Raw genomic sequence first — 21,062 nt, forward strand, 5'->3', positions numbered from 1 at the left:
CCCCGAGTCGAGTATCAGCCCTGATAGTGCCGCACTTTCGACGGCGGGGCGGAATCGTGGTGTCGCTTCGCCCGCGTCGGACGGTCCACGAGTTCCCCGCCGCAGTTGGGGCACATGTCGTCCAGCGCATCGGCACATTCGGCGCAATAGGTGCACTCGAACGAGCAGATGAACGCGCCGGGCGCCTCGGCCGGGAGGTCGGTGCCGCAGCGTTCGCAGTCGGGGCGCATTTCCAGGGGCATCAGGCGGCAGCCTTCTCTACGGCGTGGCAGATCGAAGCGACTGCGGCCTCCACTTCGCCCGCATCATCGCCCTCGGCCATGACGCGGATCACCGGCTCGGTGCCGGACGGACGGATCACGAGGCGGCCGCGCCCATCGAGCGAGGCCTCGGCATCGGCGATCGCCGCCTTGACGCTGGCGGCCTCCAGAGGCTTGCCGCCTCCGAAGCGCACGTTGCGCAACAGTTGGGGCACAGGGTCGAAGAGGTGCAGCAGTTCGCTCGCCCGCTTGCCCGACTGGACGAGCGCGGAAAGGACCTGCAGCGCCGCGACGGTGCCATCGCCGGTAGTGGCATGGTCGAGCAGGATCATGTGGCCGGATTGTTCACCGCCCACGTTGAAACCACCCGAGCGCATACGCTCCAGCACATGGCGATCGCCGACGGCGGTACGCTCCAGCGAAAGGCCCTGACCGCTCAGGTAACGCTCGAGGCCGAGGTTGGACATGACCGTCGCCACCACGCCGCCGCCGCGCAGTTCCCCGCGCGCGGCCAGCTGACTGCCGATCAGCGCCATTATCTGGTCGCCGTCGACCGTCTGGCCCTTCTCGTCCACGACGATCAACCGATCCGCATCCCCGTCCAGCGCAATGCCGATGTCGGCGCCGGAAGACACCACGGTTTCCTGCAGCAGCTCCACATGCGTGGAGCCGCAGCGCTCGTTGATGTTCTTGCCGTTGGGCGTGACGCCAACCGCGACGATCTCGGCGCCCAGTTCCCAGAAGGCGGATGGAGCGACCTGATAGGCCGCGCCATTGGCGCAATCGACCGCGATCTTGAGCCCGTCGAGCCGAACAGTGCTCGGCAGCGAGGCCTTCACCGCGTGGATATAACGCCCACGCGCGTCCTCCACGCGGCGGGCACGGCCGATCTCGGGCGAGGCGGCAAGGGCAAGGTCCTCGCCCACCAGCATCGCCTCGATCGCCAGCTCGTCCTCGTCGGAGAGCTTGAAGCCGTCGGGACCGAACAGCTTGATACCGTTGTCCTCGTAGGGATTATGGCTGGCCGAGATCATCACGCCCACGTCCGCGCGCAGTTCACGAGTCAGCAGGGCGACGGCAGGGGTCGGCATCGGGCCGAGCAGCACGACGTCCATGCCGACGCTGGTGAAGCCCGCGACCATCGCGTTCTCCAGCATGTAGCCCGACAGACGGGTATCCTTGCCGATCACCACCCGGTGGCGGTGCGTGCCGCGCAGGAAGCGCGCGCCGGCGGCCTGCCCGACCTTCATGGCCATGGCAGCGGTCATCGCCCCCTGATTAGTGCGGCCGCGGATGCCGTCGGTGCCGAAGAACTGCTTACCCATTACCTGTCCTCTTGCGCGCAAGATTCGAATCTCTCGCCTGCGCTGTGCAACCGGAGGCGTTACCGCCCTCTGAACGCTGCCTTACAGCCAGTTTAGAATTCCGTCGAATGGCGATTCTTGCCCTCACTGCGGAGTTGAGCAACGCCAAATTGCCAACCGCATCGCCCCCGCCTATTTGTCGAGCCGCATGACGTCCCCCGATCCCGCTCCCTCCGGCGCCTCGCGCATCCCCGAAATCCGCGTGCCCGGCGCGCTGACCCTGATCGGCCTCGTGGCCGGACTGGTCATCGGGCTGTTGATCGCAGGAAAGCCGATTGCGGATACCGCGCTGAAAGTGACAGGTCCGATCGGCTCACTGTGGCTGCAGGGCCTGCAGATGACGATCCTGCCGCTGGTCGCCGGGCTGTTGTTCTCCGGCATCGTCGAGACCGTCGCCGCCGCCCGCGCAGGCGCCATGGCGCGCCGCACGCTGGGTATCATCGTCGGCTTCCTGGCGTTCAGCGCGATCCTGGGCGCGGTGGCGATGCCGCTGCTGCTCGAACTGTTTCCGGTGCCCGCCGGGGTCAGCTTCCCGCACGGCGCAGATCCGGGCAAAGTGCCGGGAATCTCGGAATTCCTCGCATCCCTGCTGCCCGACAACGTGATCTCGGCGGCAGCGGCAAGCGCCATGCTGCCGGTAATCGTCTTCGTCGGCCTCTTCGCACTGGCCTCCACGCGCCTCGCCGACGAGCCCCGACGCGCGCTTGCCGTGCTGTTCGAGGCGCTGGCGGGTGCGATGATGGTCGTGATCGGGTGGGTGCTGATGCTTGCCCCGATCGGCGTCTTCGCGCTTGGCCTGACACTGGGCGTACGCAGCGGCGGCGCGGCCTTGGGCGCACTGGCGCACTACATCCTGCTTGTCGTCGCGGTGGGAACGGTCGTGATGATCGCGGGCTACGTGATCGCGGTGATCGGCGGCAAGCGCAGCCTGCCCGCCTTCGCGGCCGCGATGCTGCCTGCACAGGTCGTCGCCATTTCCACCCAGTCCTCGATCGCGACCGTGCCAGCCATGCTGGCGTCGAGCCGTAAGCTGGGTGTCTCGTCGACGACTGCGGAGTTCGTGCTGCCGCTCGCCGTCACGCTTTTTCGCGCCACCGGCCCGGCGATGAATATGGCCGTGGCGGTCTATGCGGCAAAGCTAGCAGGACTGGAACTCACGACCGGAGCACTCGCTGCCGGCGCCTTCGTGGCCTTCGCGACCACCTTCGGCGCCGTCTCGCTGCCTGGCACGATCAGCTTCGTGTCATCGATCGGACCGATCGCGGCAGCCATGGGCGTGCCGCTCTGGCCGCTGGGCGTCCTGGTCGCAGTGGAAGTCCTGCCCGACCTGATGCGGACGATCGGCAATGTCACCATGGACGTGGCGGTCGCCGCGGCCGTCGATGCCGGGATCGACGAGCAGCCTGCAACAGCTGAAACCATCCACTGAACGGTTCATCGCAGTAAAAAGAAACCGAAATGGATGTAATTCGCTGAGCAAGGGCCACTCCAGCGACAGGAGCCCCCGATCTTGGCCACATCGCCCTTGCTTGCAGCAGAGCGCTTCGAAAGCATCCCCGCCTCTCGTGCCCGCCAGTTCCTCGAACCCGGGCCGGTGGTCCTGCTGACCACCCGCCACGCGGGGAACGACAATGTCATGACGGTGGGTTGGCACCAGGTCCTCGAACGCACGCCGTCGATGATCAGCTGCATCGTTTCACGCGGATGCCGAAGCTTCGACATGCTTTGCGCCTCAGGCCAGTGCGTTCTCAACGTTCCCACCGGCGACATGCTCGATGCCGTAGTGCGCGTCGGCAATTCCTCCGGCGAGGAAATCGACAAATTCGCCGCATTCGGCCTCGAAAAGGCTGAAGCGCAGGACGTCAATGCCCCGGTACTGCCGCAATGCCACGCGCAGCTGGAATGTCGGTTGCGGGACGACCGCGCGATAGAGCGCTACAACCTGTTCATTCTGGAAGTAACGCACATCAGCGCGCGTCCTGCGCCAAAACAGCCGGAATACCTGCACTACGTCGGCGACGGAGTGTTCATGCTTTCAGGCAAACGCGTATCGCGGCGGCGGCTGTTCCGACCGGAAATGCTCGGCTTCTGAAGCCTTATTCTTCCAGTTCGATATCCCAGTAGAGCCAGTCGCGCCAGGTTTCGTGCAGATAGTTGGGAGGGAACCCGCGCCCGCGCTCCTGCAACTGCCAGCTGGTCGGGCGGATCGGTGGCACCAGCGGCGGCATGTTCGCCTGCTTGGGCGTGCGCCCACCCTTCTTGAGATTGCAGGGGGCACAAGCGGTCAGGATGTTCTCCCAGCTCGTCCGCCCGCCCAGACGACGCGGAACGACATGGTCGAAAGTGAGATTATGCGGGCTGCCGCAGTACTGACAGGAGAACCGGTCACGCAGGAACAGGTTGAAGCGGGTGAAAGCGGGAAATTCGCTCGGTTTCACATACTGGCGCAGCGCGATGACCGAGGGAATCTGCATCGTCCAGTTGGGCGAATGCACCGCGCGTTCGTAGCTGGAGACGATATCGACCCGCTCCAGCACCACCGCCTTGATCGCGGTCTGCCAGGGCCAGAGGCTGAGCGGATAGTAGGAAAGCGGCGTGTAATCCGCATTCAGCACGAGAGCAGGACAGTCGGAAAGACTTCGGGAGGGATCACCCTCCGCGCTGCGGAACCGGGCCGCGCGCTCGATCAGCTCCGACTTGAGCATGGCCTCCTGTCGCAGGCCGGGATTGCGGTTTGATGGCAGTCCATGCGTTAGTTCCAGCACTTGACGGAGTCCGCGTCAAGATGGCGGATTCGCGAGGGCCTTCCGCAATCACAGGGATGTTTGCGGATGGCACGGCGAACGCTAGGACAAAGCCGATGCGCACCCGCTTCGCCCCCAGCCCCAACGGCCCGCTGCACCTCGGCCATGCCTATGCCGCGATCGTCGCGCACGACACGGCAAAGGCGCGCGGCGGCGAATTCATCCTGCGCATCGAGGACATCGATGGCGAACGCAGTCGCCCGGAGTTCGTGGAGGAATTCTTCCGCGATCTCGCATGGCTGGGCCTCGAATGGGACGGCGAGGCGGTGTTCCAGTCCCACCGGCTGGCCAGTCATGCCTCCGCCGGAGAGCAGTTGAAGGCGATGGACCTGCTCTACCGCTGCACCTGCACCCGCGCCGAAATCGCCGCCGCCGCCACGCAGGTCGGACCAGACGGCCCGGTGTATCCGGGAACCTGCCGACGCCGGGAAGTCGATCCCGAGAATGCCGCATGGCGCCTCGACGTAACCAAGGCGATGACACTCACCGGCCCGCTCGAATGGCGGGACGAAGGCGCCGGATCGCAGGCCGCCACCCCGCAGATTTTCGGCGATGTCGTACTGCTGCGCAAGGACCTTCCCGCCAGCTACCATCTCGCCGCCACGCTGGATGATGCGACGGATGGCGTAACCCTCGTTACCCGCGGCATGGACCTGTTCCCGGCCAGCCACGTCCACCGGCTGCTGCAGGCCCTGCTTGGCCTTCCCGTGCCGACCTGGCTCCACCATCCGCTGCTGATCGAGCCCGATGGCCGCAAGCTCGCCAAACGGCGCGGCTCCCCCTCGCTCGGCGACCGCCGCCGCGCCGGAGAGGACGGCCGCGCCATCGCCATGGCACTGCGCGAAGGGCGCTTCCCCGCTGGCCTTTCGCTGTCACAGGGCGTACATCAGGCGCCATGAGCTACATTCTCGTCCCCGTCATCATCGTGCTGGTGATCATGGTCGTCGTCAGCCTCGTGCGCGGCATCGTGGCCTTCATGAACAGCACCCGCGATGATCTGAACAGCGACCCTAACGGCACCGGACCGACGGCTAACCAGTTGCTGCAGAACAAGATGATGTTCAACCGCATCAAGTATCAGGCCGCCGCCGTGGTGGTCTGTGCGCTGCTCTTGGCGATGGCGCGCTGATCCATGGTCCGGCTCAACAAGATCTACACCCGCACCGGCGACGACGGCACCACCGGCCTCGTCGATGGCTCGCGCCTGCCCAAGCACGCCGCGCGCATGGAGGCGATCGGTGCCGTGGATGAGACGAACTGCGCGATAGGGGTGGCCATAGCGGCACTCAGCGGCACTCAACATGCCCACACGCTCACGCACATCCAGAACGACATGTTCGATCTGGGCGCCGACCTCGCCACACCGGGGGAGGACTTCACCCCCGGCGAGATGACCCTGCGCATCGTCCCCGCACAAGTCGTCTGGCTCGAAAATGCCATCGACGCGATCAACGAAAACCTTTCCCCCTTGCGCAGCTTCATCCTGCCCGGCGGGAGCGAGGCCGCCGCGCGCGTGCACGTCGCCCGCGCCTCCGCCCGCGCCGCCGAACGCCGCGCCACCGCGCTCGCCGCGACCGATGCCGTCAACCCCGCCGCGCTCGGCTATCTCAACCGGCTGAGCGACTACCTCTTCGTCCTCGCCCGTGCGGTCAATCGCGACGGCGCCGATGACGTGCTTTGGGTGCCGGGACAAAACCGCTAGGTTCCCTCCGCGATCCCGAGGTGTTAAGCGCCCGGTTAAACGACAGAGGAGTTTGGCAGTGCAGTCAGTCGGCATCATCGGCGCAGGCATCATGGGGTCGGGCATCGCCCAGACCGTGGCGAGCAAGGGCATGGACGTGATCCTCACGGACGTCAGCCTCGAGAACGCCGAAAAGGGCAAGGCCGGCATCGCCAAGGGCCTGGCCAAGCTGGTCGCCAAGGAAAAGATCAGCCAGGCTGACGCCGACGCGCTGCTCGCCCGCATCACCCCCGCTGCCGACTACTCCGCAATGTCGGGCTGCGACCTCATCATCGAAGCCGCCACCGAGCGCGAGGACATCAAGCACAAGATCTTCGAAGCCGCCGGCAAGGTGCTCGGCGCGGGCGCCATCATGGCGTCCAACACCAGCTCGATCCCGATCACCCGCATGGCCGCCAGCTCGCCCGACGCCGCGCGCTTCTGCGGCCTGCACTTCTTCAACCCGGTCCCGCTGATGGGCCTGGTCGAAGTGATCCCCGGCCTCGCCACCTCGCAGGACACCATCGACCGCATGAAGGCGTTCGGCGAAAAACTCGGCAAGACCGTGGTGCTCGCGGGCGACGAACCCGGCTTCGTTGTCAACCGCATCCTGTGCCCAATGCTGAACGAAGCGATCTTCGTGCTCGGCGCCGGCATCGGCTCGGTCGAGGATATCGACGCAGGCTGCAAGATCGGCCTCAATCACCCGATGGGACCGCTGACGCTGGCGGACTTCGTCGGCCTCGACACCCTGCTCGAGATCATGAAGGTCTTCCACTCGACCACCGGCGACCCGAAATACCGCCCCGCGCCGCTGCTGCAGAAGTACGTCGAAGCAGGCTGGTACGGCCGCAAGTCGGGTAAGGGGTTCTACGATTATTCCGGTGAGACGCCGGTTCCTTCGCGGTAATCTGCAAAAGGGATAACGCAGGGGTTTACCACCCCTGCACCCCGTAAACTGTCGAGATCACGCGCGTAGCTGCGTCACTCACTGACGCGGCCGCGCGCGCAACGACGACAGTTCGGGGGTCTGGGGCGATGACCCCAGATTCCTCTTTGGAACCTCCCCGTTCTCCTACCCGTTTCACCAGACGAAGGAGAATCCCAAAATGACCGACCGCCCCGACGACCTCGCCCCGGAAACGGTGAACGACGAGCAGGAAGACGAAGCCGCGCAGGCACAGACCATCGCCGAACAGGCGCAGGCGCGCGGTGCCAAGGGCCTCGGCTACAGCGACAAGGCCAAGGGCGGTATTCAGGGTGAGGACGACGTTCAAGACATCGTCGATCACATGAACCAGATGGACACCAGCGGCACCATCGACATGTCCGCCTATGACGGCGAGGAAACGATGGACGATCTCGAAAGCCGCTACGGCAAGGACAATGCGGCCGATCCGGAATTCAGCGACGACGATTCGTGAGCGCGGCTATTTCCCGCCCGTAGCGTTCGACCACGCCGCGACAATCTGGTGTGCCTGAGCCGCCTGCTCGGCATCGGCTTTCGCCTGCTGGGCCTGGTCGGTGTTCGTATTGCCATTGTCAGGCGTCGGGATCGAGCAATAGGCCGTCGCCAGCACCCCGGCCGACCACATCAACGCGTGCCAGCGACTCCGGAAAACATGCGTGATCTTGGTGCCGAACATGAGCCTGCATTAGCGTCTACAGGTTAAGATACCCTACCTCCGTCATTGCGAGCGCAGCGAAGCAATCCAGGGCAGTCTTGAACCGCCCTGGATTGCTTCGCTGCGCTCGCAATGACGAATGAGAGCCTCAGCCCTCGGTGCCTGCCTCGCGCTTGAGGTCGTAGAGGATTTCTAGCGCATCGCGCGGAGACAGCGCATCCACGTCCATGTCACGCAGCTTGTCGCGCAAGGTGTCGCACTCTTCCTCGCGGGTCGCCTCGGCGGCAGCGAACAGCGGCAGGTCGCCGAGGCCCGCGGCAAGGCCGCCGGTTTCGGCTCGGCCCTTTTCCAGCTTCTCCAGCACCGACTTCGCCCGGCTGATCACCTTGGGCGGAACGCCCGCCAGCCGTGCTACGGCAAGACCGTAGCTGCGGTCCGCCGGACCCTCGGCCAGTTCGTGGAGGAGGACGAGATCGCCCTTCCACTCGCGCGCGCGGACGTGGTGGAGTGAGAGCGCCTCGCAGGTCTCCGCCAGCCGCGCCATCTCGTGATAGTGCGTGGCGAATAGGCAGCGACAGCGGTTGGTTTCGTGCACCGCCTCGGCGACCGCCCACGCCAGCGCGAGGCCGTCATAGGTTGACGTGCCGCGCCCGACTTCGTCGAGGATCACGAAGCTGCGCTCGCTTGCCTGCGCGAGGATGGCGGCGGTCTCCACCATCTCGACCATGAAGGTCGAACGCCCCCGCGCGAGGTTGTCCGAAGCGCCGACGCGGCTGAACAGGCGGTCGACCATGCCGATCCGCGCCGCCTTGGCGGGCACGAAGCCGCCTGCCTGCGCGAGCAGCACGATCAGCGCGTTCTGGCGCAGGAAGGTGGATTTACCGCCCATGTTCGGGCCGCCGATCAGCCACAGCCGGTCATGGCTGGCGAGGCGGCAGTCGTTCGCCACGAAGCGCTCGCCCTGCGCCTTAAGAGCTGCCTCGACCACCGGATGCCGCCCGCCCTCGATCTCCAGCGCAAGGCCATCGACCACTTGCGGGCGCGTCCAGTTGCCCTCGGCGGCGCGTTCGGCCTGACCGGCGGCAACATCGATGCGGGCCAGCGCGGCGGCGGTGCGGGCGATCTCCCGCCGCGCGGCGACGGCCTCGGCCACCAGCGTCTCGAAATGTGCGTCCTCCGCCACGAGGGCATGGCCGCCTGCCTCGGTGATGCGCGCGGCTTCCTCATGCAGCGCCAGCGCGTTGAAGCGCATCGCGCCCGCCATCGTCTGGCGGTGCGAGAAGCCGCTGTCCGGCTCCATCAGCTTGTCGGCGTGGCGCTGTGCAACCTCGATGAAGTAGCCGAGCACGTTATTGTGCTTGATCTTGAGCGAGGCGACGCCGGTTTCCTCGCGGTACTTCGCCTCCAGCGCAGCGATGGCACGGCGGGCATTGCCCGACATCAAGCGCAGTTCATCGAGCGAGGCGTCGTAGCCGCTGGCGATGTAGCCGCCCTGCCCGCGTTCGGTCGGAGGCGTCTCCACCAGCGCGCGCGAGAAGTGATCGACCAGTGCGCCATGCCCGCCAAGATCGGGCAGCACCCGGTCCAGCAGCACCGGCACGTCATCCATCTGCCCCAGCCGGTCGGCGATCCGACGCGCGCCGCTCAGGCCATCCCGCAGCTGGCCGAGATCGCGCGGAGAACCGCGCCCCGCCACCACGCGGCCCAGCGCGCGGCCCACGTCGGGCAGTGCCCGCAGCGCGGCGCGCATGTCCTCGCGCAGCAGCGCATCGCCGTGGAGCCATTCGACCAGTTCCAGCCGCTCGGCGATCGCCATGCGGTCGGTCAGCGGGGCCGAGAGGTCGTCGGCCAGCTGGCGCGCGCCCGCGCCGGTGACGCAGCGGTCGATCGCGTCGATCAGGCTGCCCTTGCGTCCGCCGCTTGAGGCTTCGAGGATTTCGAGGCTGGCGCGCGTGGCTTCGTCCATCGCCAGCGCGGCGTCACTCGCGCGCGCCTCGGGCGGGAGCAGCAGCGGCAGCTTGCCCCGCCCGACATGGTCGAGATAGGCGATGAGCCCCCCCGCAGCCGCGAGCATCGCCCGCGTGAAGGCCCCGAAGCCGTCGAGCGTGGCTACGCCGTGAACCAGCTTCAGCCGCTCCTCGCCGCCGTCGGAGGAGAATTCGTGGCCGCCGCGCCCGATGGCACCATCGGGAGCCTGATCCCAGCCCTCAGGCACCACCAGCTCGCTCGCGCCCAGCCGGGCCATCGCCGCCGCCAGCCGCTCGGGCGCGCACTCTTCCAGTTCCATGCGGCCGGTGGAGATGTCGCAGGCCGCGATGCCGACGATCCCGCGAACCTCGCACGCGGCCGCCAGCACATTGGCGCGGCGCGGCTCGAGCAGCGATTCCTCGGTCAGCGTGCCCGCCGTGACGAAGCGCACGATGCCGCGCGCGACCAGCGACTTGGAGGCGCGACCTTCCCTGCGGGCGCGTTCCTTGGCTTCGGCGGGGGTCTCGGTCTGCTCGGCGATGGCGACGCGGCAGCCTGCCTTGATGAGCCGCGCGAGGTAGCCCTCGGCCGCGTGCACCGGCACCCCGCACATCGGAATCGGCTGGCCCAGATGCTCGCCGCGCGTGGTCAGTGCGATGTCGAGCACCTGGCTCGCCGTCTTCGCGTCCTCGAAGAACAGTTCGAAGAAGTCGCCCATGCGATAGAACAGCAGGCAGTCACCTGCCTCTTCGCGCAGCGCAAGGTACTGCGCCATCATCGGAGTCGCGCCGGAAGTCATGCCAGCAGCGTTAGCGGCGCACCTGTCATTTTGGGAAGCGGGGTGGGACATCCTTTCCCCTATCGCGTCGCGATTTCATCCGTTAGGGCCTCTGGCAAATCTGGGGAGATCAAGCTTTGTCCGATAAGTCCAAGGTCCAGTTCACCGATCGCGAGGCGCTGTTCTACCACCAGACCCAGCGCCCGGGTAAGATCGAGATCATCGCCTCCAAGCCGATGGCCACCCAGCGCGACCTCAGCCTCGCGTATTCGCCGGGCGTCGCCGTGCCGGTGCAGGCCATAGCCGACGATCCCGCCACCGCCTACGACTACACCGCCAAGGGCAACCTCGTGGCCGTGATCTCGAACGGCACCGCGATCCTGGGCATGGGCAACCTCGGCGCGCTGGCATCGAAGCCGGTGATGGAAGGCAAGGCGGTGCTGTTCAAGCGCTTCGCCGACGTCGATTCGATCGACATCGAGCTCGCCAGCGAGGACACCGACGCGCTGATCGAGGCCATCGCGATGATGGAACCCAGCTTCGGCGGCATCAACCTTGAAGACATCAAGGCGCCGGAATGCTTCATCATTGAGCAGACCTTGCGCGAACGCATGAACATCCCGGTCATGCACGACGACCAGCACGGCACCGCGATCATCGCGGCGGCCGGCCTCATCAACGCCTGCCTCATCACCGGCCGCAAGCTGGACGAGATCAAGGTCGTGGTGAACGGCGCGGGCGCCTCGGCGCTGGCCTGCACCTCGCTCATCAAGTCGATGGGCGTGAAGCATGAGAACGTGCTGGTGTGCGACACGCGCGGCGTCATCTATCCGGGCCGCGAGCGCGTGGACCAGTTCAAGTCCACCCACGCGGTGATGACCGACAAGCGCACCCTGACCGAAGCGCTCGAAGGCGCCGACGTCGTCCTCGGCCTCTCGGCCAAGGGCGCGATCACGCCCGAGATGGTCAAGTCGATGGCGCCCGAGCCGATCATCTTCGCGATGGCCAACCCGGACCCGGAGATCACCCCGCCCGACGCCAAGGCAGTGCGCCCCGACGCGATCGTCGCCACCGGCCGTTCGGACTATCCGAACCAGGTCAACAACGTGCTCGGCTTCCCCTTCATCTTCCGCGGCGCGCTCGACGTGCGGGCGACCGCGATCAACGAGGAGATGAAGATCGCCGCCGCCACTGCCATCGCCGAACTGGCGCGCGAGCAGGTCCACGAGGACGTCGCGGCGGCCTACGGCGGCGAGACGCAGCAGTTCGGCCGCGACTACATCATCCCTGCGCCTTTCGACCCGCGCCTGATGGAAGTGGTGCCGATGGCCGTGGCCAAGGCGGCGATGGATTCGGGCGTCGCCCAGAAGCCGATCGAGGACTTCGAGGCCTACCGCGACCAGCTGAAAGCCCGCCTCAACCCGACCACCTCGGTGCTCACCCGCGTCTACGAGCAGCTGAAGGCCAACCCCAAGCGCGTGATCTTCGCCGAGGCCGACAACGAAGTCGTCCTGCGCGCCGCGATCCAGTACCGCGACTTCGGCTATGGCGAACCGATCCTCGTCGGCCGCACCCAGACCATCCTCGACCGGATGGCGGACCTCGGCGTGCCCAACCCCGAGAGCTTCCACATCGAGAACTCGATGGTGTCCGAGCACGTCCAGCCGATGGTGGAGATGCTCTACGACCGCCTGCAGCGCCGCGGCTTCCTGAAGCGCGACGTGCAGCGCATGTGCAACACCGACCGCAACATCTTCGCCTCCGGCCTGCTTAAGCTGGGCGTCGGCGATGCGATGGTGACGGGCATGACCCGGCCCTTCGCGCAGTCGATGAAGGAAGTGCGCCGCGTGCTCGACCCGGCCGAGGGCGAACTGCCCTGCGGCATCCACATGATGGTCGGCAAGAACCACACCGTGTTCATGGCCGACACCACCATCAACGAGCGCCCCACCGCCGAGGAACTGGTGGTCATCGCCAAGGAAACCGCCGCCGTCGCCCGCAAACTGGGCCACGAACCGCGCGTCGCCTTCCTCAGCTACTCGACCTTCGGCAATCCGGCGGGCAAGTGGCTCGACGCCACCCGCGAGGCGATCCGCATGCTCGACGAGCAGCAGGTCGACTTCGAGTACGAGGGCGAGATGGCCCCCGACGCGGCGCTTAACCCCAAGATCATGGAACTCTACCCGTTCTGCCGCCTGTCCGCTCCGGCGAACGTGCTGGTCATGCCGGGCCTGCAGTCGGCCAACATCTCAGCCAAGCTGCTCAAGGAGATCGGCGGAACGACCTCGATCGGGCCGATGCTGCTGGGCATGGAAAAACCGGTGCAGATCGTGCCGATGACCGCGATCGCGCCGGATGTGCTGACGTTGGCGGCATTGGCGGCTGCGGGGATTACGGGCTGAGTTTGAAGGGGGAAATGCAGGGGTTTACCACCCCTGCACCCCGTATACCGTCGAGGCCGTGCGCGAAGCGATGTCGTTCCACCAAGGCTTCGTCGGGAGACTTATAAAGCCTGCGGCGCAATTCCGCTGGCATATCCCCACCCTCGTCATTGCGAGCGCAGCGAAGCAATCCAGCGCGGAGTAACACTGCCCTGGGTTGCTTCGCTGCGCTCGCAATGACGAATGGAGGGGGTTGCGTAGTCCCCCAAGGCCGCTGCACACGCAGCGACGACAGTTCCCGGGTCTGGGGCGATGGCCCCAGGACTTCTACTTCCGCCTGTACCGGAAGTACCAGACCTCATGCCCGTAAACCGTACGCGCCTTGTGCTCGTAGCGCGTCTGCGGCCAGCCGCCGGGGCGAACCTGAAAGTCGCCGGGCTTCTCGCATAGCCACTCGAACTGCTCGGTATGCCGCTGCATCACCATCAGCGCATGGCGCAAGTAGATCGCGTGGTCGGTGCCGAAGCGGAACTCGCCGCCGGGCCTGAGCTTGGCGGCGAACATGTCGACCGGACCGTCGTTCATCATCCGGCGCTTGGCGTGGCGCGCCTTGGGCCAGGGGTCGGGGTGCAGCAGGTAGAGGAACGAGAGCGAGCCGTCCGGAATGCGTGCCAGCGCTTCCAGCGCATCGCCGTGATGGATGCGCACGTTGCCGATCGGCGGGTGCGCGCCGTTGTCGCCGCTGACGTGGGTAAGCGCCTGCGCCACGCCGTTGAGGAAGGGCTCAGCGCCGATGAAACCGTGGTCGGGTAGCATGTCGGCACGCTGCGCCATGTGCTCGCCGCCGCCGAAACCGATCTCGAAGTGGAGCGGGCGATCGTCGCCGAACAGCACCTGCGCGGTGATCGGGCCGTCTTCGGGCATGGAGATGCGCGGGAGCAGGTCGTCGACGAGGCTCTGCTGCGCAGCGCGCAGGGGTTTGCCCTTGGCGCGGCCGTAGAGGCGGTTGAGCGTGGTCGGATCGCCGGATTTGTAAGCCGTCATGGCGCGCGCCGATACACAAGGGGGGCGGGACTCGCAATCGGGCATAGTTGCGCGGCGCAACTTGGCGGACCGAAATGCGGATTGCCGAGCATGTGTCGCCCTGCTTTATCCCGGTCATGCTGCGCGCCATCTTCCTCCTTCTCGCCTGCCAGCTTGCGGGCGAAGCGATCCATCGCATCACGAGCCTGCCCCTGCCCGGCGCGGTCATCGGCATGGTCCTGCTGGTCGGATGGCTGGCGCTGGTCCCGCGCGAGCGGCCGACGCTGACCGTGGTGACCGGCTGGCTCACCGCGCACCTGTCCATCATGTTCGTCCCCGCCGCCGTCGGGCTGATCGAGGAAGGCCCGGTTCTTTCGCGGTACGGCGTGGGGCTGGTGACGGCCACGGTGGCTTCCACGCTGCTGACGCTGATCGTGACGGCGCTGGTATTCCGCTGGGCCTTCGCCCGGTTCGCGCCGGAGGGCGAGGCGTGAGCGATCCCGCACTGCTGGCGACGCCACTGCTCTGGCTGACGGTCACGCTGGGCGTGTTCGAGATCTTCGACACCCTATCGAAGCGCTGCGACCGCCATCCGCTGCTACATCCGGTGCTCTGGAGTACGCCGGTGCTGATCGCCTTGCTGCTGGCGAGCCGCACATCCTACGAGACATACAAGGCCGCGACCTTCCCGGTCAGCTTCCTGCTCGGCCCGGCGGTCGTCGGGCTGGCGGTGCCGGTCTGGCGCGAGCGGGCACGCATTCGCCGACTGGCCATACCGATCGTGCTGGCGCTGGGTGCGGGCGCGGTGACCTCGATCGTCAGCGCGGTCGGCGTGCTGGCGCTGTTCGGCGCGCCGCGCGAGATCCTCGCGTCGATCGCGCCGAGGGCGACCACCACGCCCGTCGCGATGGCCGTGGCGGGACAGCTTGGCGGCGTCCCGGCGCTGGCGGCGGTGATCGTGCTGTTCGCGGGCGTCTTCGGCGCGATGGTCGCGACGCCGCTGCTCAATGTGCTGGGTCTGGGTGACTACCGCGCGCGCGGCTTTGCCCTCGGCGTTGCCGCACACGGGATCGGCACTGCGCGGGCGTTTCAGGTGGACGCGACGGCTGGTGCGATGGCGAGCCTCGCGATGGCGCTCAATGCCGTGGTGACGGCGGCGCTGCTGTCGGTGGTGGCGCTGCTGGTATGATCGTCGTCCCGGACTTGATCCGGGACGACGAATGGGCAAAAAAACAACGGCCCGCCCCTCGAGAGGGCAGGCCGCCTTGGTTCCTGCAAGGGGTGCAGGGTAATCTGGCTTATGCCGCTTCGGCAGCCTCGTCCGGATCGCGCAGGACGTAGCCGCGGCCCCACACCGTCTCGATGTAGTTGGCGCCGCCGCAGGCATGCGCGAGCTTCTTGCGCAGCTTGCAGATGAAGACGTCGATGATCTTCAGTTCAGGCTCGTCCATGCCGCCATAGAGGTGGTTGAGGAACATTTCCTTGGTCAGCGTGGTGCCCTTGCGCAGCGAGAGCAGTTCCAGCATCGCGTATTCCTTGCCGGTCAGGTGCACGCGGGCGCCATCGACCTCGACCGTCTTGGCGTCGAGGTTGGTGACCAGCTTGCCGGTGCGGATGACCGACTGCGAGTGGCCCTTGGAGCGGCGCACGACGGCGTGGATGCGGGCGATCAGTTCCTCGCGGTGGAACGGCTTGGTCACGTAGTCGTCCGCGCCGAAGCCGAACGAGCGGACCTTGCTGTCCATCTCCGAGATACCCGACAGGATCAGCACCGGCGTCTGCACCTTGGCGACGCGCAGCTTCTTCAGCACGTCGTAGCCGTGCATGTCGGGCAGGTTGAGGTCGAGAAGGATGATGTCGTAGTCGTACAGCTTGCCCAGATCGAGGCCTTCCTCGCCCAGATCGGTGGAGTAGACGTTGAATCCTTCCGCCGTCAGCATGAGCTCGATAGCCCGGGCCGTGGTCGGTTCATCCTCGATCAGCAGCACTCGCATGGGTCGGTTCCTTCTTGCCCCCGATGCCCGCGGCTGACGCAGCCGTTTGCGGACATTGCGTTGTATTAACCATATGACCAATGAAGGTTAAAGGTTAATTCGTCGTAAACGCCGGATTTTCCCTTAAGTATTTCAAACTTGGTTTCCGGCGTGACGGCGCGCGAACCGCGCCATTGCTCACCAGAACGGCGGACACTGGTTAATGTTAAGGAAGCCGGGGAAGAAAGTGCAAACGATTTGAGGCGAGCCGATTCTTAACCCGCCGCGGCATTCGCCACCCGCATCGGCTGCCGGCCACGGCGCACGCGCTCAGCCGGGCGGTCGATGCGCTTGAGGTAGCTCCACAGCCCGCACTGCAGCCCGACCAGCATCAGGATGAAGGGCTGGAAGGCGATGCCGACGAACAGCGAGCCGATCATGTAGACCACCTGCGCCAGTTGCAGCGCCACCGCGAGCGGTGCGGCCCAAGCCTCGTCGGGCTCCTTGCGGCCCTTCCAGCGTCGGCGAATCAGCTCCATCTGCACGACGCCCGAAATCTGCAACAACAGCCACAACGCGAAGCCCGGATAGCCCTGTTCGCCCAGCATCTCGAAGTAGCTGGAGTGGAACGCGCGCCCGGTTTCGATGACGGGGGTGCGGGTGATCGTCACGTTGCTGCCGGTAGTCTGGCTGGAGACGGTGTCGTAGGCAACCTTGCTGGACAGGTAGACTTCGAAGCCACCGCCCATCGGGTGGTCCTTCACGTAGCCCAGCGTCCACTTCCACACGCCGATTCGGGTGCTGGCGGACTGGTCGGACTTGTGATCCTCGATCGTGTTCATCCGCTGCAGATAGGATTGCGGCAGGAACGGCACGGCCACTACCAGCGCCAGTGCCATGCCTGCGGAGATCAGCACGCGGTTCTTCGCCGTGCGCAGATAGAGGCCGCACAGGATAGCGAGGCAGACAAGGCCGGTGCGCGCCTGGGTGCCGATCGGGATCAGCGAGCAGGCGAAGATCAGCGCGCCGGTGAACAGCCAGACCCGCCAGTCCGGCAGAAAAATCGTGCCGTATCGCGCCAGCCACACCGCCACCGGAATCAGCGCGATGGCGACGCAGGAGATGATCGAGCCCTCATAGAGCCCGGTGTTGTTCTCCACGAAGATGATGAGGCTGCCGTAACCGCCACCGCCCATCGCCGTCTTGAGCCCGCCATCGATGATCAGCGCACTGGCCGAGAGCACCATGGCCAGCGCCACCGCCTCGATTCGCAGCCGCGTGCGCAAGGTCATCGGCAGGAACAGCGCGAAGACCAGCGCCTTCCACACCCACGACCACTTTGTCAGCGCTTCCTCGGGATAGTCGGCGGTGAACGTCGTTATCGCGCAGTAGAGCAGTAGCAGCCCGATCAGGCCCTGCCGCCAGGTGAATCGCGAATCGCGCTTGTCGTCGAACACCAGCCAGCCGAGGAACGCCGCCGAAAAGGCGATCAGCGAGATCGGCAGGCGCGTCAGGAAACCCCACGAGATGATCTGCGGCGCGACAATGTCGACGTAGAGGTAGCACAGCACCCAGAGGAACGGCCGCTTGAAGCCGAGCAACATCATCGCCGCGAAAAAGCCGGTCAGCGCGAGGTTAAGCATCGCCGTGCTCCTCCTCTTCACCCGCCACTCGATTGACGCGCATCGGCGTTCCGGGCTTGCGGCCTGGGCGGGCCTGCGAATCGGTCCCTTCCGAATCGAGGTCTGGCCGCCACAGCAAGCGCCATGCGGCGAGCAGCAGCAGTCCGTGCGATATGGCAAGGGCAAGGATGTCGACCATCGACAGCCGCGTTAGCAGCGCCAAGTTGACGGCGCGTTAAGCGTTCCCCGCTAGGAAATGCAGCTTATGACCCGCATCCTTCACGTGCTCGACCATTCGCTGCCGATCCACAGCGGCTATACCTTCCGCACGCGCGCGATCCTGAAAGCGCAGCAGGCGCTGGGCCTCGACGTGCGCGGCGTGACCGGCCCGCGCTACAATGAAGGCGGCAGCGTGGTCGAGGAGCACGACGGCCTCCTGTTCCACCGCGTCGGCAGTAAGGTTTCAGGCCCTCCGGTCGTGCGCGAGTGGCGTGAGATCGCCCTGTTCGCGGCGGGAATCGAGAAGGTGGTGCAGCAGTGGCGTCCCGACGTTATCCACGCCCATTCGCCGGTCCTGTGCGGACAGGCCGCGCTCAAGGTCGCCCGCAAGTACGGCATTCCCCTCGTCTACGAGATTCGCGCTTTCTGGGAGGACGCCGCCGTCGGCAACGGCACCGGCAGCGAGGGTTCGCTCAAATACCGCCTCACCCATGCGCTCGAAACGCATGTGGTGCGCAAGGCCGACGCGGTGGTGACGATCTGCGAGGGGCTGCGCGCCGACCTCGCCACGCGCGGGATTTCCGAGGACAAGATCACCGTCATGCCCAATGGCGTCGACCTTGCCCTGTTCGGCACGCCGCTGCCGCGTGACGAGGCGTTTGCCGCGCAGCTCGGCTTCGACGGCCCGGTCATCGGTTTCATTGGCAGCTTCTATGACTACGAAGGACTCGACGTCCTGATCGACGCGATGCCCGCTCTCGTTGCCCGCCAGCCGCGCGCCAAGCTGCTGATGGTCGGCGGCGGCCCGCGCGAGGAGGCCCTGCGCGCGCAGGCGGCAGCCTCGCCCGCAGCCGGGGCCATCCACTTCGTCGGCCGCGTTCCGCACCACGAGGTCGATCGCTACTACGCGCTGTGCGACGTCATGGCCTACCCGCGCAAGAAGAGCCGCCTGACCGACCTCGTCACGCCGCTCAAACCTCTCGAGGCGATGGCACAGGGCAAGCTCGTCGCTGCCAGCGACGTGGGCGGCCACCGCGAGCTTGTCACCGACGGCTTGACCGGAGTGCTGTTCACCCCCGACGATGCATCCGCCTGCGCCGAGTCGCTGGCACGGCTGCTCAATGCCCGTGACGAGTGGGAATCCTACCGGATTGCGGGCCGCAAGCACGTGGAAACCCGCCACGATTGGGCCGAGAATGCCCGTCGTTATCCTCTCGTTTACCAAATGCTGGCAGCAAAGACCGATCAAGCAGGGCTGGGAGCCGCCGCGTGAGCACAGGTCCCGGTTCAAGACATAAGGGTAATGCAGTGGCCGACACCAAGCTCACCATCGAGAGCGGCACCGAGGGCGCGGGCGCCAACGCGGGAACCGGCGGACAGCCGATCACGCGCCACCCGCTGTTCCCGGCGATCGTCGCACTGTGGTTCGGCGCGCTCGCCGGGCTCGGCAGCGTGATCGTCAGCTCCTCGACGATGGAGGGACTGGTGCTGGCGCTTGGCATCGACAAGGTGATCCCGATGGCCGCGCCGCCGCTCGGCACGACGATGCGCATCCTGCTGGCGCTCGGCATGACCGGCCTCGGCGCTGCGATCGGCGGCCTGATCGCCCGGCGCATCGCCCGCCCCGCCGCCCTGCCCGCAACCGACGCCGCCGAAGGCGATGAGATCGAGCAGGCCGCCGCCGCACCCGCGCCGACCGCGCGTCGCCGCCGTGCCCTCGCCATCGAGCCCGAAGCGGCCCCCGTCGCCGAAGAGCACGCACCGCTGCCCGGCGCACCGACCGACCCTCGCATCCTCAACGTCGCCGATTTCGACATCGACAGCTTCGACGAAGGCCACGACCAGCCCGTGTTCCGTCGCCCGGTGGAAGCCGCCGCCATCGACAGCACCGCCGACGATGCCGACGAGGACGACAACCTGCCTGCATGGCTCGATGCCGAAACCGCCTGGCGCGAGCCCGAATCGACGTTCGGCGCCGATCGCGGCGTGTTCACGACGCCTCCCGGCGCACAGATCTTCAAGGCCGAACTCGACGCCGCCGAGGAGGCTGCTCGCGAACACGTCGAAGCGCCCGTCGGCAGCCGTCTGTTCGAAGCCTATTCACGTGAATTCTCGCCCCGCAGCGACGTAAAGGCCGATGCGGTGCCGGAAACGGTCGAAGAGCCTTTGGCCGGCGCCACTTCCAGCCTCGAAAGGGCCGCGCCCGGCTTCAAGCTGCTGCCGCGCCTGCCGCAAGGCGACTGGGGCGCGCCCGAGGCCGAATTCGAAGCGGAAGAGGCAGCTGCGTGGTCCGTACCGGCCTTCGCGGCATCTGCTGCGGAAGAATCGCCTTCCGACGAAGCGCCCTCCGGCATCGAGATCGTTGCTTTCCACGAAGAGCCCGCGCCGTTCGCGGCTCCCTTCGAAGCGGAACCGGAAGCTCCGGCCGAAACTTTCGTTGATACCGTGGAGGAACCGCGTTCGAGCGCCCGCATCGCCGATGCCGACCTCGGCTCGCTGTCGCAGGTCGAACTGCTCGAACGCCTCGCGCTCGCCATGGAGCGCCGCCGCGAGGATGCGCGCCGCGCCGCCGAGGTAGCCGTCGTGATCCCGCAGGCCATCGTCGCGCCATTCGCCGCGCCGATCGTCGAGGCTGAGCCCGAAGCGCAGGACGGTTACGTCGAAGCTCATCTGCCGGAACCCGCCCCGTCGTGGCCCGCCGCCGTACCCAGCGCGCTGCGCCCGATCGCGCTCGATCCGATCGACGATGCCGTCGAGCCGCTGGAAGGCTTTGTTCCGCCCCGCCACATCGGCCTCACCTCGAGCGAAGAGCGCCCGGGCTTTGACGAGCGCTTCGACCCGCACGCGGCCATCCCCTTCCCCAGCAGCCCGTTCCCGCACACCGCCTTCGAGGCGGAACCGGAAGCCGCTGAAGACGAGGAGGAGGACTCGGTCCTGCAGCAGGGCTATGCCTCGCTGTTCAACCTTTCGCGCCACGCAGCCGTCCGCAAGCCGTTCCTCCAGTTCGGCGACCCCGACGAGGCAGGCGACGAGCTCGCCCATGCCACCCCGGTGGACTCCGCCGAGGAAATCCAGGAGGAAAGCCAGGAATCCGTGCCGTTCGGCCGCCCGGTCCTTCTCCCCGACCCTACCGGCGAAGCTCCGGCGGACTATGAGGAGCGGCCCTTCGACGCCCCGCGCAACGATCCGGAGGCCACCGAACGCGCCCTGCGCGCGGCGCTCGCCACGCTGCAGCGCATGAGCGGAGCGGCCTGAAACCGCCCTTCGACCACCTCAAGCGGATTCGAAAACCCCCGTCCGGCGCAATCCGGGCGGGGTTTTTGAT

The 21,062-nt window shown here is 66.6% G+C and carries 21 protein-coding genes; 12 read left to right on the plus strand and 9 right to left on the minus strand.

What is annotated here, in order from left to right; all coding sequences use genetic code 11:
* Window positions 1–14: 14 nt before the first annotated feature.
* Both QRN25_RS12625 and glmM read right to left on the minus strand, forming a co-directional pair.
* A complete protein-coding gene (locus QRN25_RS12625; protein ID WP_271182514.1) occupies window positions 15–242 on the minus strand; it encodes a DUF1272 domain-containing protein in 228 nt (75 codons plus the stop codon).
* Window positions 242–1,585: a phosphoglucosamine mutase gene (gene glmM, locus QRN25_RS12630; protein WP_271182515.1), complete on the minus strand. Its 1,344-nt coding sequence runs from the start codon at window positions 1,583–1,585 to the stop codon at window positions 242–244. Before glmM ends, QRN25_RS12625 begins: the two co-directional genes overlap by 1 nt.
* Window positions 1,586–1,772: 187 nt before the next feature.
* Between glmM and QRN25_RS12635 the strand changes: the two genes are divergently transcribed.
* Together QRN25_RS12635 and QRN25_RS12640 are read left to right on the plus strand one after the other, a co-directional pair.
* Window positions 1,773–3,053, plus strand: a complete 1,281-nt coding sequence (locus QRN25_RS12635) for a dicarboxylate/amino acid:cation symporter (protein WP_271182516.1) — start codon at window positions 1,773–1,775, stop codon at window positions 3,051–3,053.
* Between the two features lie 165 nt (window positions 3,054–3,218).
* Entirely contained in the window at window positions 3,219–3,716 is a 498-nt protein-coding gene (locus tag QRN25_RS12640; RefSeq protein ID WP_271182517.1) for a flavin reductase family protein, read from the plus strand.
* 4 nt (window positions 3,717–3,720) lie between these two features.
* On the opposite strand, the gene QRN25_RS12645 is transcribed toward QRN25_RS12640, so the two are convergent.
* Window positions 3,721–4,329 carry an HNH endonuclease gene (locus QRN25_RS12645; protein WP_008832460.1) on the minus strand — a complete coding sequence of 203 codons (609 nt, stop codon included), beginning with the start codon at window positions 4,327–4,329 and terminating at the stop codon, window positions 3,721–3,723.
* Between the two features lie 155 nt (window positions 4,330–4,484).
* Between QRN25_RS12645 and gluQRS the strand changes: the two genes are divergently transcribed.
* The 5 genes from gluQRS to QRN25_RS12670 all read left to right on the plus strand — a co-directional run bounded on the left by gluQRS (window position 4,485) and on the right by QRN25_RS12670 (window position 7,572).
* A complete protein-coding gene (gene gluQRS, locus QRN25_RS12650) occupies window positions 4,485–5,327 on the plus strand; it encodes a tRNA glutamyl-Q(34) synthetase GluQRS (protein ID WP_271182518.1) in 843 nt (280 codons plus the stop codon).
* A complete protein-coding gene (locus QRN25_RS12655) occupies window positions 5,324–5,557 on the plus strand; it encodes an HIG1 domain-containing protein (protein WP_271182519.1) in 234 nt (77 codons plus the stop codon). Before gluQRS ends, QRN25_RS12655 begins: the two co-directional genes overlap by 4 nt.
* A 3-nt stretch (window positions 5,558–5,560) precedes the next feature.
* Entirely contained in the window at window positions 5,561–6,130 is a 570-nt protein-coding gene (locus QRN25_RS12660; RefSeq protein ID WP_271182520.1) for a cob(I)yrinic acid a,c-diamide adenosyltransferase, read from the plus strand.
* 58 nt (window positions 6,131–6,188) lie between these two features.
* A complete protein-coding gene (locus QRN25_RS12665) occupies window positions 6,189–7,058 on the plus strand; it encodes a 3-hydroxyacyl-CoA dehydrogenase family protein (protein ID WP_271182521.1) in 870 nt (289 codons plus the stop codon).
* Window positions 7,059–7,257: 199 nt separating this feature from the next.
* Entirely contained in the window at window positions 7,258–7,572 is a 315-nt protein-coding gene (locus tag QRN25_RS12670) for a hypothetical protein (RefSeq protein ID WP_008832465.1), read from the plus strand.
* A 6-nt stretch (window positions 7,573–7,578) separates the two neighbouring features.
* Here QRN25_RS12670 and QRN25_RS12675 read toward each other — a convergent pair whose 3' ends face one another.
* Both QRN25_RS12675 and mutS read right to left on the minus strand, forming a co-directional pair.
* Window positions 7,579–7,794: a hypothetical protein gene (locus tag QRN25_RS12675; protein WP_271182522.1), complete on the minus strand. Its 216-nt coding sequence runs from the start codon at window positions 7,792–7,794 to the stop codon at window positions 7,579–7,581.
* 127 nt (window positions 7,795–7,921) lie between these two features.
* The gene (mutS, locus tag QRN25_RS12680; RefSeq protein WP_271182523.1) at window positions 7,922–10,540 is read right to left on the minus strand and encodes a DNA mismatch repair protein MutS; all 2,619 of its coding nucleotides are present in this window, start codon (window positions 10,538–10,540) and stop codon (window positions 7,922–7,924) included.
* Window positions 10,541–10,656: 116 nt separating this feature from the next.
* Here mutS and QRN25_RS12685 point away from each other — a divergent pair, with 116 nt between their 5' ends.
* A complete protein-coding gene (locus QRN25_RS12685; RefSeq protein WP_271182524.1) occupies window positions 10,657–12,921 on the plus strand; it encodes an NADP-dependent malic enzyme in 2,265 nt (754 codons plus the stop codon).
* 306 nt (window positions 12,922–13,227) lie between these two features.
* On the opposite strand, the gene trmB is transcribed toward QRN25_RS12685, so the two are convergent.
* Window positions 13,228–13,944, minus strand: a complete 717-nt coding sequence (gene trmB, locus QRN25_RS12690; protein ID WP_271182525.1) for a tRNA (guanine(46)-N(7))-methyltransferase TrmB — start codon at window positions 13,942–13,944, stop codon at window positions 13,228–13,230.
* A gap of 74 nt (window positions 13,945–14,018) precedes the next feature.
* Here trmB and QRN25_RS12695 point away from each other — a divergent pair, with 74 nt between their 5' ends.
* Complete coding sequence (locus tag QRN25_RS12695) at window positions 14,019–14,417, plus strand: CidA/LrgA family protein (protein ID WP_430097618.1); 399 nt, start codon at window positions 14,019–14,021, stop codon at window positions 14,415–14,417.
* Window positions 14,414–15,112, plus strand: a complete 699-nt coding sequence (locus tag QRN25_RS12700) for an LrgB family protein (RefSeq protein WP_271182527.1) — start codon at window positions 14,414–14,416, stop codon at window positions 15,110–15,112. Before QRN25_RS12695 ends, QRN25_RS12700 begins: the two co-directional genes overlap by 4 nt.
* Window positions 15,113–15,221: 109 nt before the next feature.
* On the opposite strand, the gene ctrA is transcribed toward QRN25_RS12700, so the two are convergent.
* From ctrA to QRN25_RS12715, 3 genes are all read right to left on the minus strand, one after another.
* Complete coding sequence (ctrA, locus tag QRN25_RS12705; protein ID WP_008832472.1) at window positions 15,222–15,917, minus strand: response regulator transcription factor CtrA; 696 nt, start codon at window positions 15,915–15,917, stop codon at window positions 15,222–15,224.
* A gap of 254 nt (window positions 15,918–16,171) precedes the next feature.
* Window positions 16,172–17,539, minus strand: coding sequence for a putative O-glycosylation ligase, exosortase A system-associated (locus QRN25_RS12710; RefSeq protein ID WP_271182528.1), 1,368 nt, complete (start codon window positions 17,537–17,539; stop codon window positions 16,172–16,174).
* Window positions 17,532–17,717 carry a hypothetical protein gene (locus tag QRN25_RS12715; protein WP_271182529.1) on the minus strand — a complete coding sequence of 62 codons (186 nt, stop codon included), beginning with the start codon at window positions 17,715–17,717 and terminating at the stop codon, window positions 17,532–17,534. The genes QRN25_RS12710 and QRN25_RS12715 overlap by 8 nt, the downstream gene beginning before the upstream one ends.
* 66 nt (window positions 17,718–17,783) lie before the next feature.
* On the opposite strand from QRN25_RS12715, the gene QRN25_RS12720 reads away from it, so the two are divergent.
* The gene (locus QRN25_RS12720) at window positions 17,784–19,010 is read left to right on the plus strand and encodes a TIGR04063 family PEP-CTERM/XrtA system glycosyltransferase (protein ID WP_271182530.1); all 1,227 of its coding nucleotides are present in this window, start codon (window positions 17,784–17,786) and stop codon (window positions 19,008–19,010) included.
* 35 nt (window positions 19,011–19,045) lie between these two features.
* On the plus strand, window positions 19,046–20,992 hold the full coding sequence (locus QRN25_RS12725) for a hypothetical protein (protein WP_271182531.1): 1,947 nt from the start codon (window positions 19,046–19,048) through the stop codon (window positions 20,990–20,992).
* Window positions 20,993–21,062 lie beyond the last annotated feature (70 nt).

It is taken from the genome of Novosphingobium sp. fls2-241-R2A-195 (assembly GCF_030209485.1).
In the GTDB taxonomy this organism is placed as follows: Bacteria; Pseudomonadota; Alphaproteobacteria; order Sphingomonadales; family Sphingomonadaceae; genus Novosphingobium; species Novosphingobium resinovorum.

Excerpts from the sequence above, each read along its gene's own strand:
- QRN25_RS12625 (WP_271182514.1), bottom strand. The coding sequence starts at position 242 with ATGCCCCTGGAAATGCGCCCCGACTGCGAACGCTGCGGCACCGACCTC.
- glmM (WP_271182515.1), bottom strand. The coding sequence starts at position 1,585 with ATGGGTAAGCAGTTCTTCGGCACCGACGGCATCCGCGGCCGCACTAAT.
- QRN25_RS12635 (WP_271182516.1), top strand. The coding sequence starts at position 1,773 with ATGACGTCCCCCGATCCCGCTCCCTCCGGCGCCTCGCGCATCCCCGAA.
- QRN25_RS12645 (WP_008832460.1), bottom strand. The coding sequence starts at position 4,329 with ATGCTCAAGTCGGAGCTGATCGAGCGCGCGGCCCGGTTCCGCAGCGCG.
- gluQRS (WP_271182518.1), top strand. The coding sequence starts at position 4,485 with ATGCGCACCCGCTTCGCCCCCAGCCCCAACGGCCCGCTGCACCTCGGC.
- QRN25_RS12655 (WP_271182519.1), top strand. The coding sequence starts at position 5,324 with ATGAGCTACATTCTCGTCCCCGTCATCATCGTGCTGGTGATCATGGTC.
- QRN25_RS12660 (WP_271182520.1), top strand. The coding sequence starts at position 5,561 with ATGGTCCGGCTCAACAAGATCTACACCCGCACCGGCGACGACGGCACC.
- QRN25_RS12670 (WP_008832465.1), top strand. The coding sequence starts at position 7,258 with ATGACCGACCGCCCCGACGACCTCGCCCCGGAAACGGTGAACGACGAG.
- QRN25_RS12675 (WP_271182522.1), bottom strand. The coding sequence starts at position 7,794 with ATGTTCGGCACCAAGATCACGCATGTTTTCCGGAGTCGCTGGCACGCG.
- mutS (WP_271182523.1), bottom strand. The coding sequence starts at position 10,540 with ATGACTTCCGGCGCGACTCCGATGATGGCGCAGTACCTTGCGCTGCGC.
- trmB (WP_271182525.1), bottom strand. The coding sequence starts at position 13,944 with ATGACGGCTTACAAATCCGGCGATCCGACCACGCTCAACCGCCTCTAC.
- QRN25_RS12695 (WP_430097618.1), top strand. The coding sequence starts at position 14,019 with ATGCGGATTGCCGAGCATGTGTCGCCCTGCTTTATCCCGGTCATGCTG.
- ctrA (WP_008832472.1), bottom strand. The coding sequence starts at position 15,917 with ATGCGAGTGCTGCTGATCGAGGATGAACCGACCACGGCCCGGGCTATC.
- QRN25_RS12710 (WP_271182528.1), bottom strand. The coding sequence starts at position 17,539 with ATGCTTAACCTCGCGCTGACCGGCTTTTTCGCGGCGATGATGTTGCTC.
- QRN25_RS12715 (WP_271182529.1), bottom strand. The coding sequence starts at position 17,717 with ATGGTCGACATCCTTGCCCTTGCCATATCGCACGGACTGCTGCTGCTC.
- QRN25_RS12720 (WP_271182530.1), top strand. The coding sequence starts at position 17,784 with ATGACCCGCATCCTTCACGTGCTCGACCATTCGCTGCCGATCCACAGC.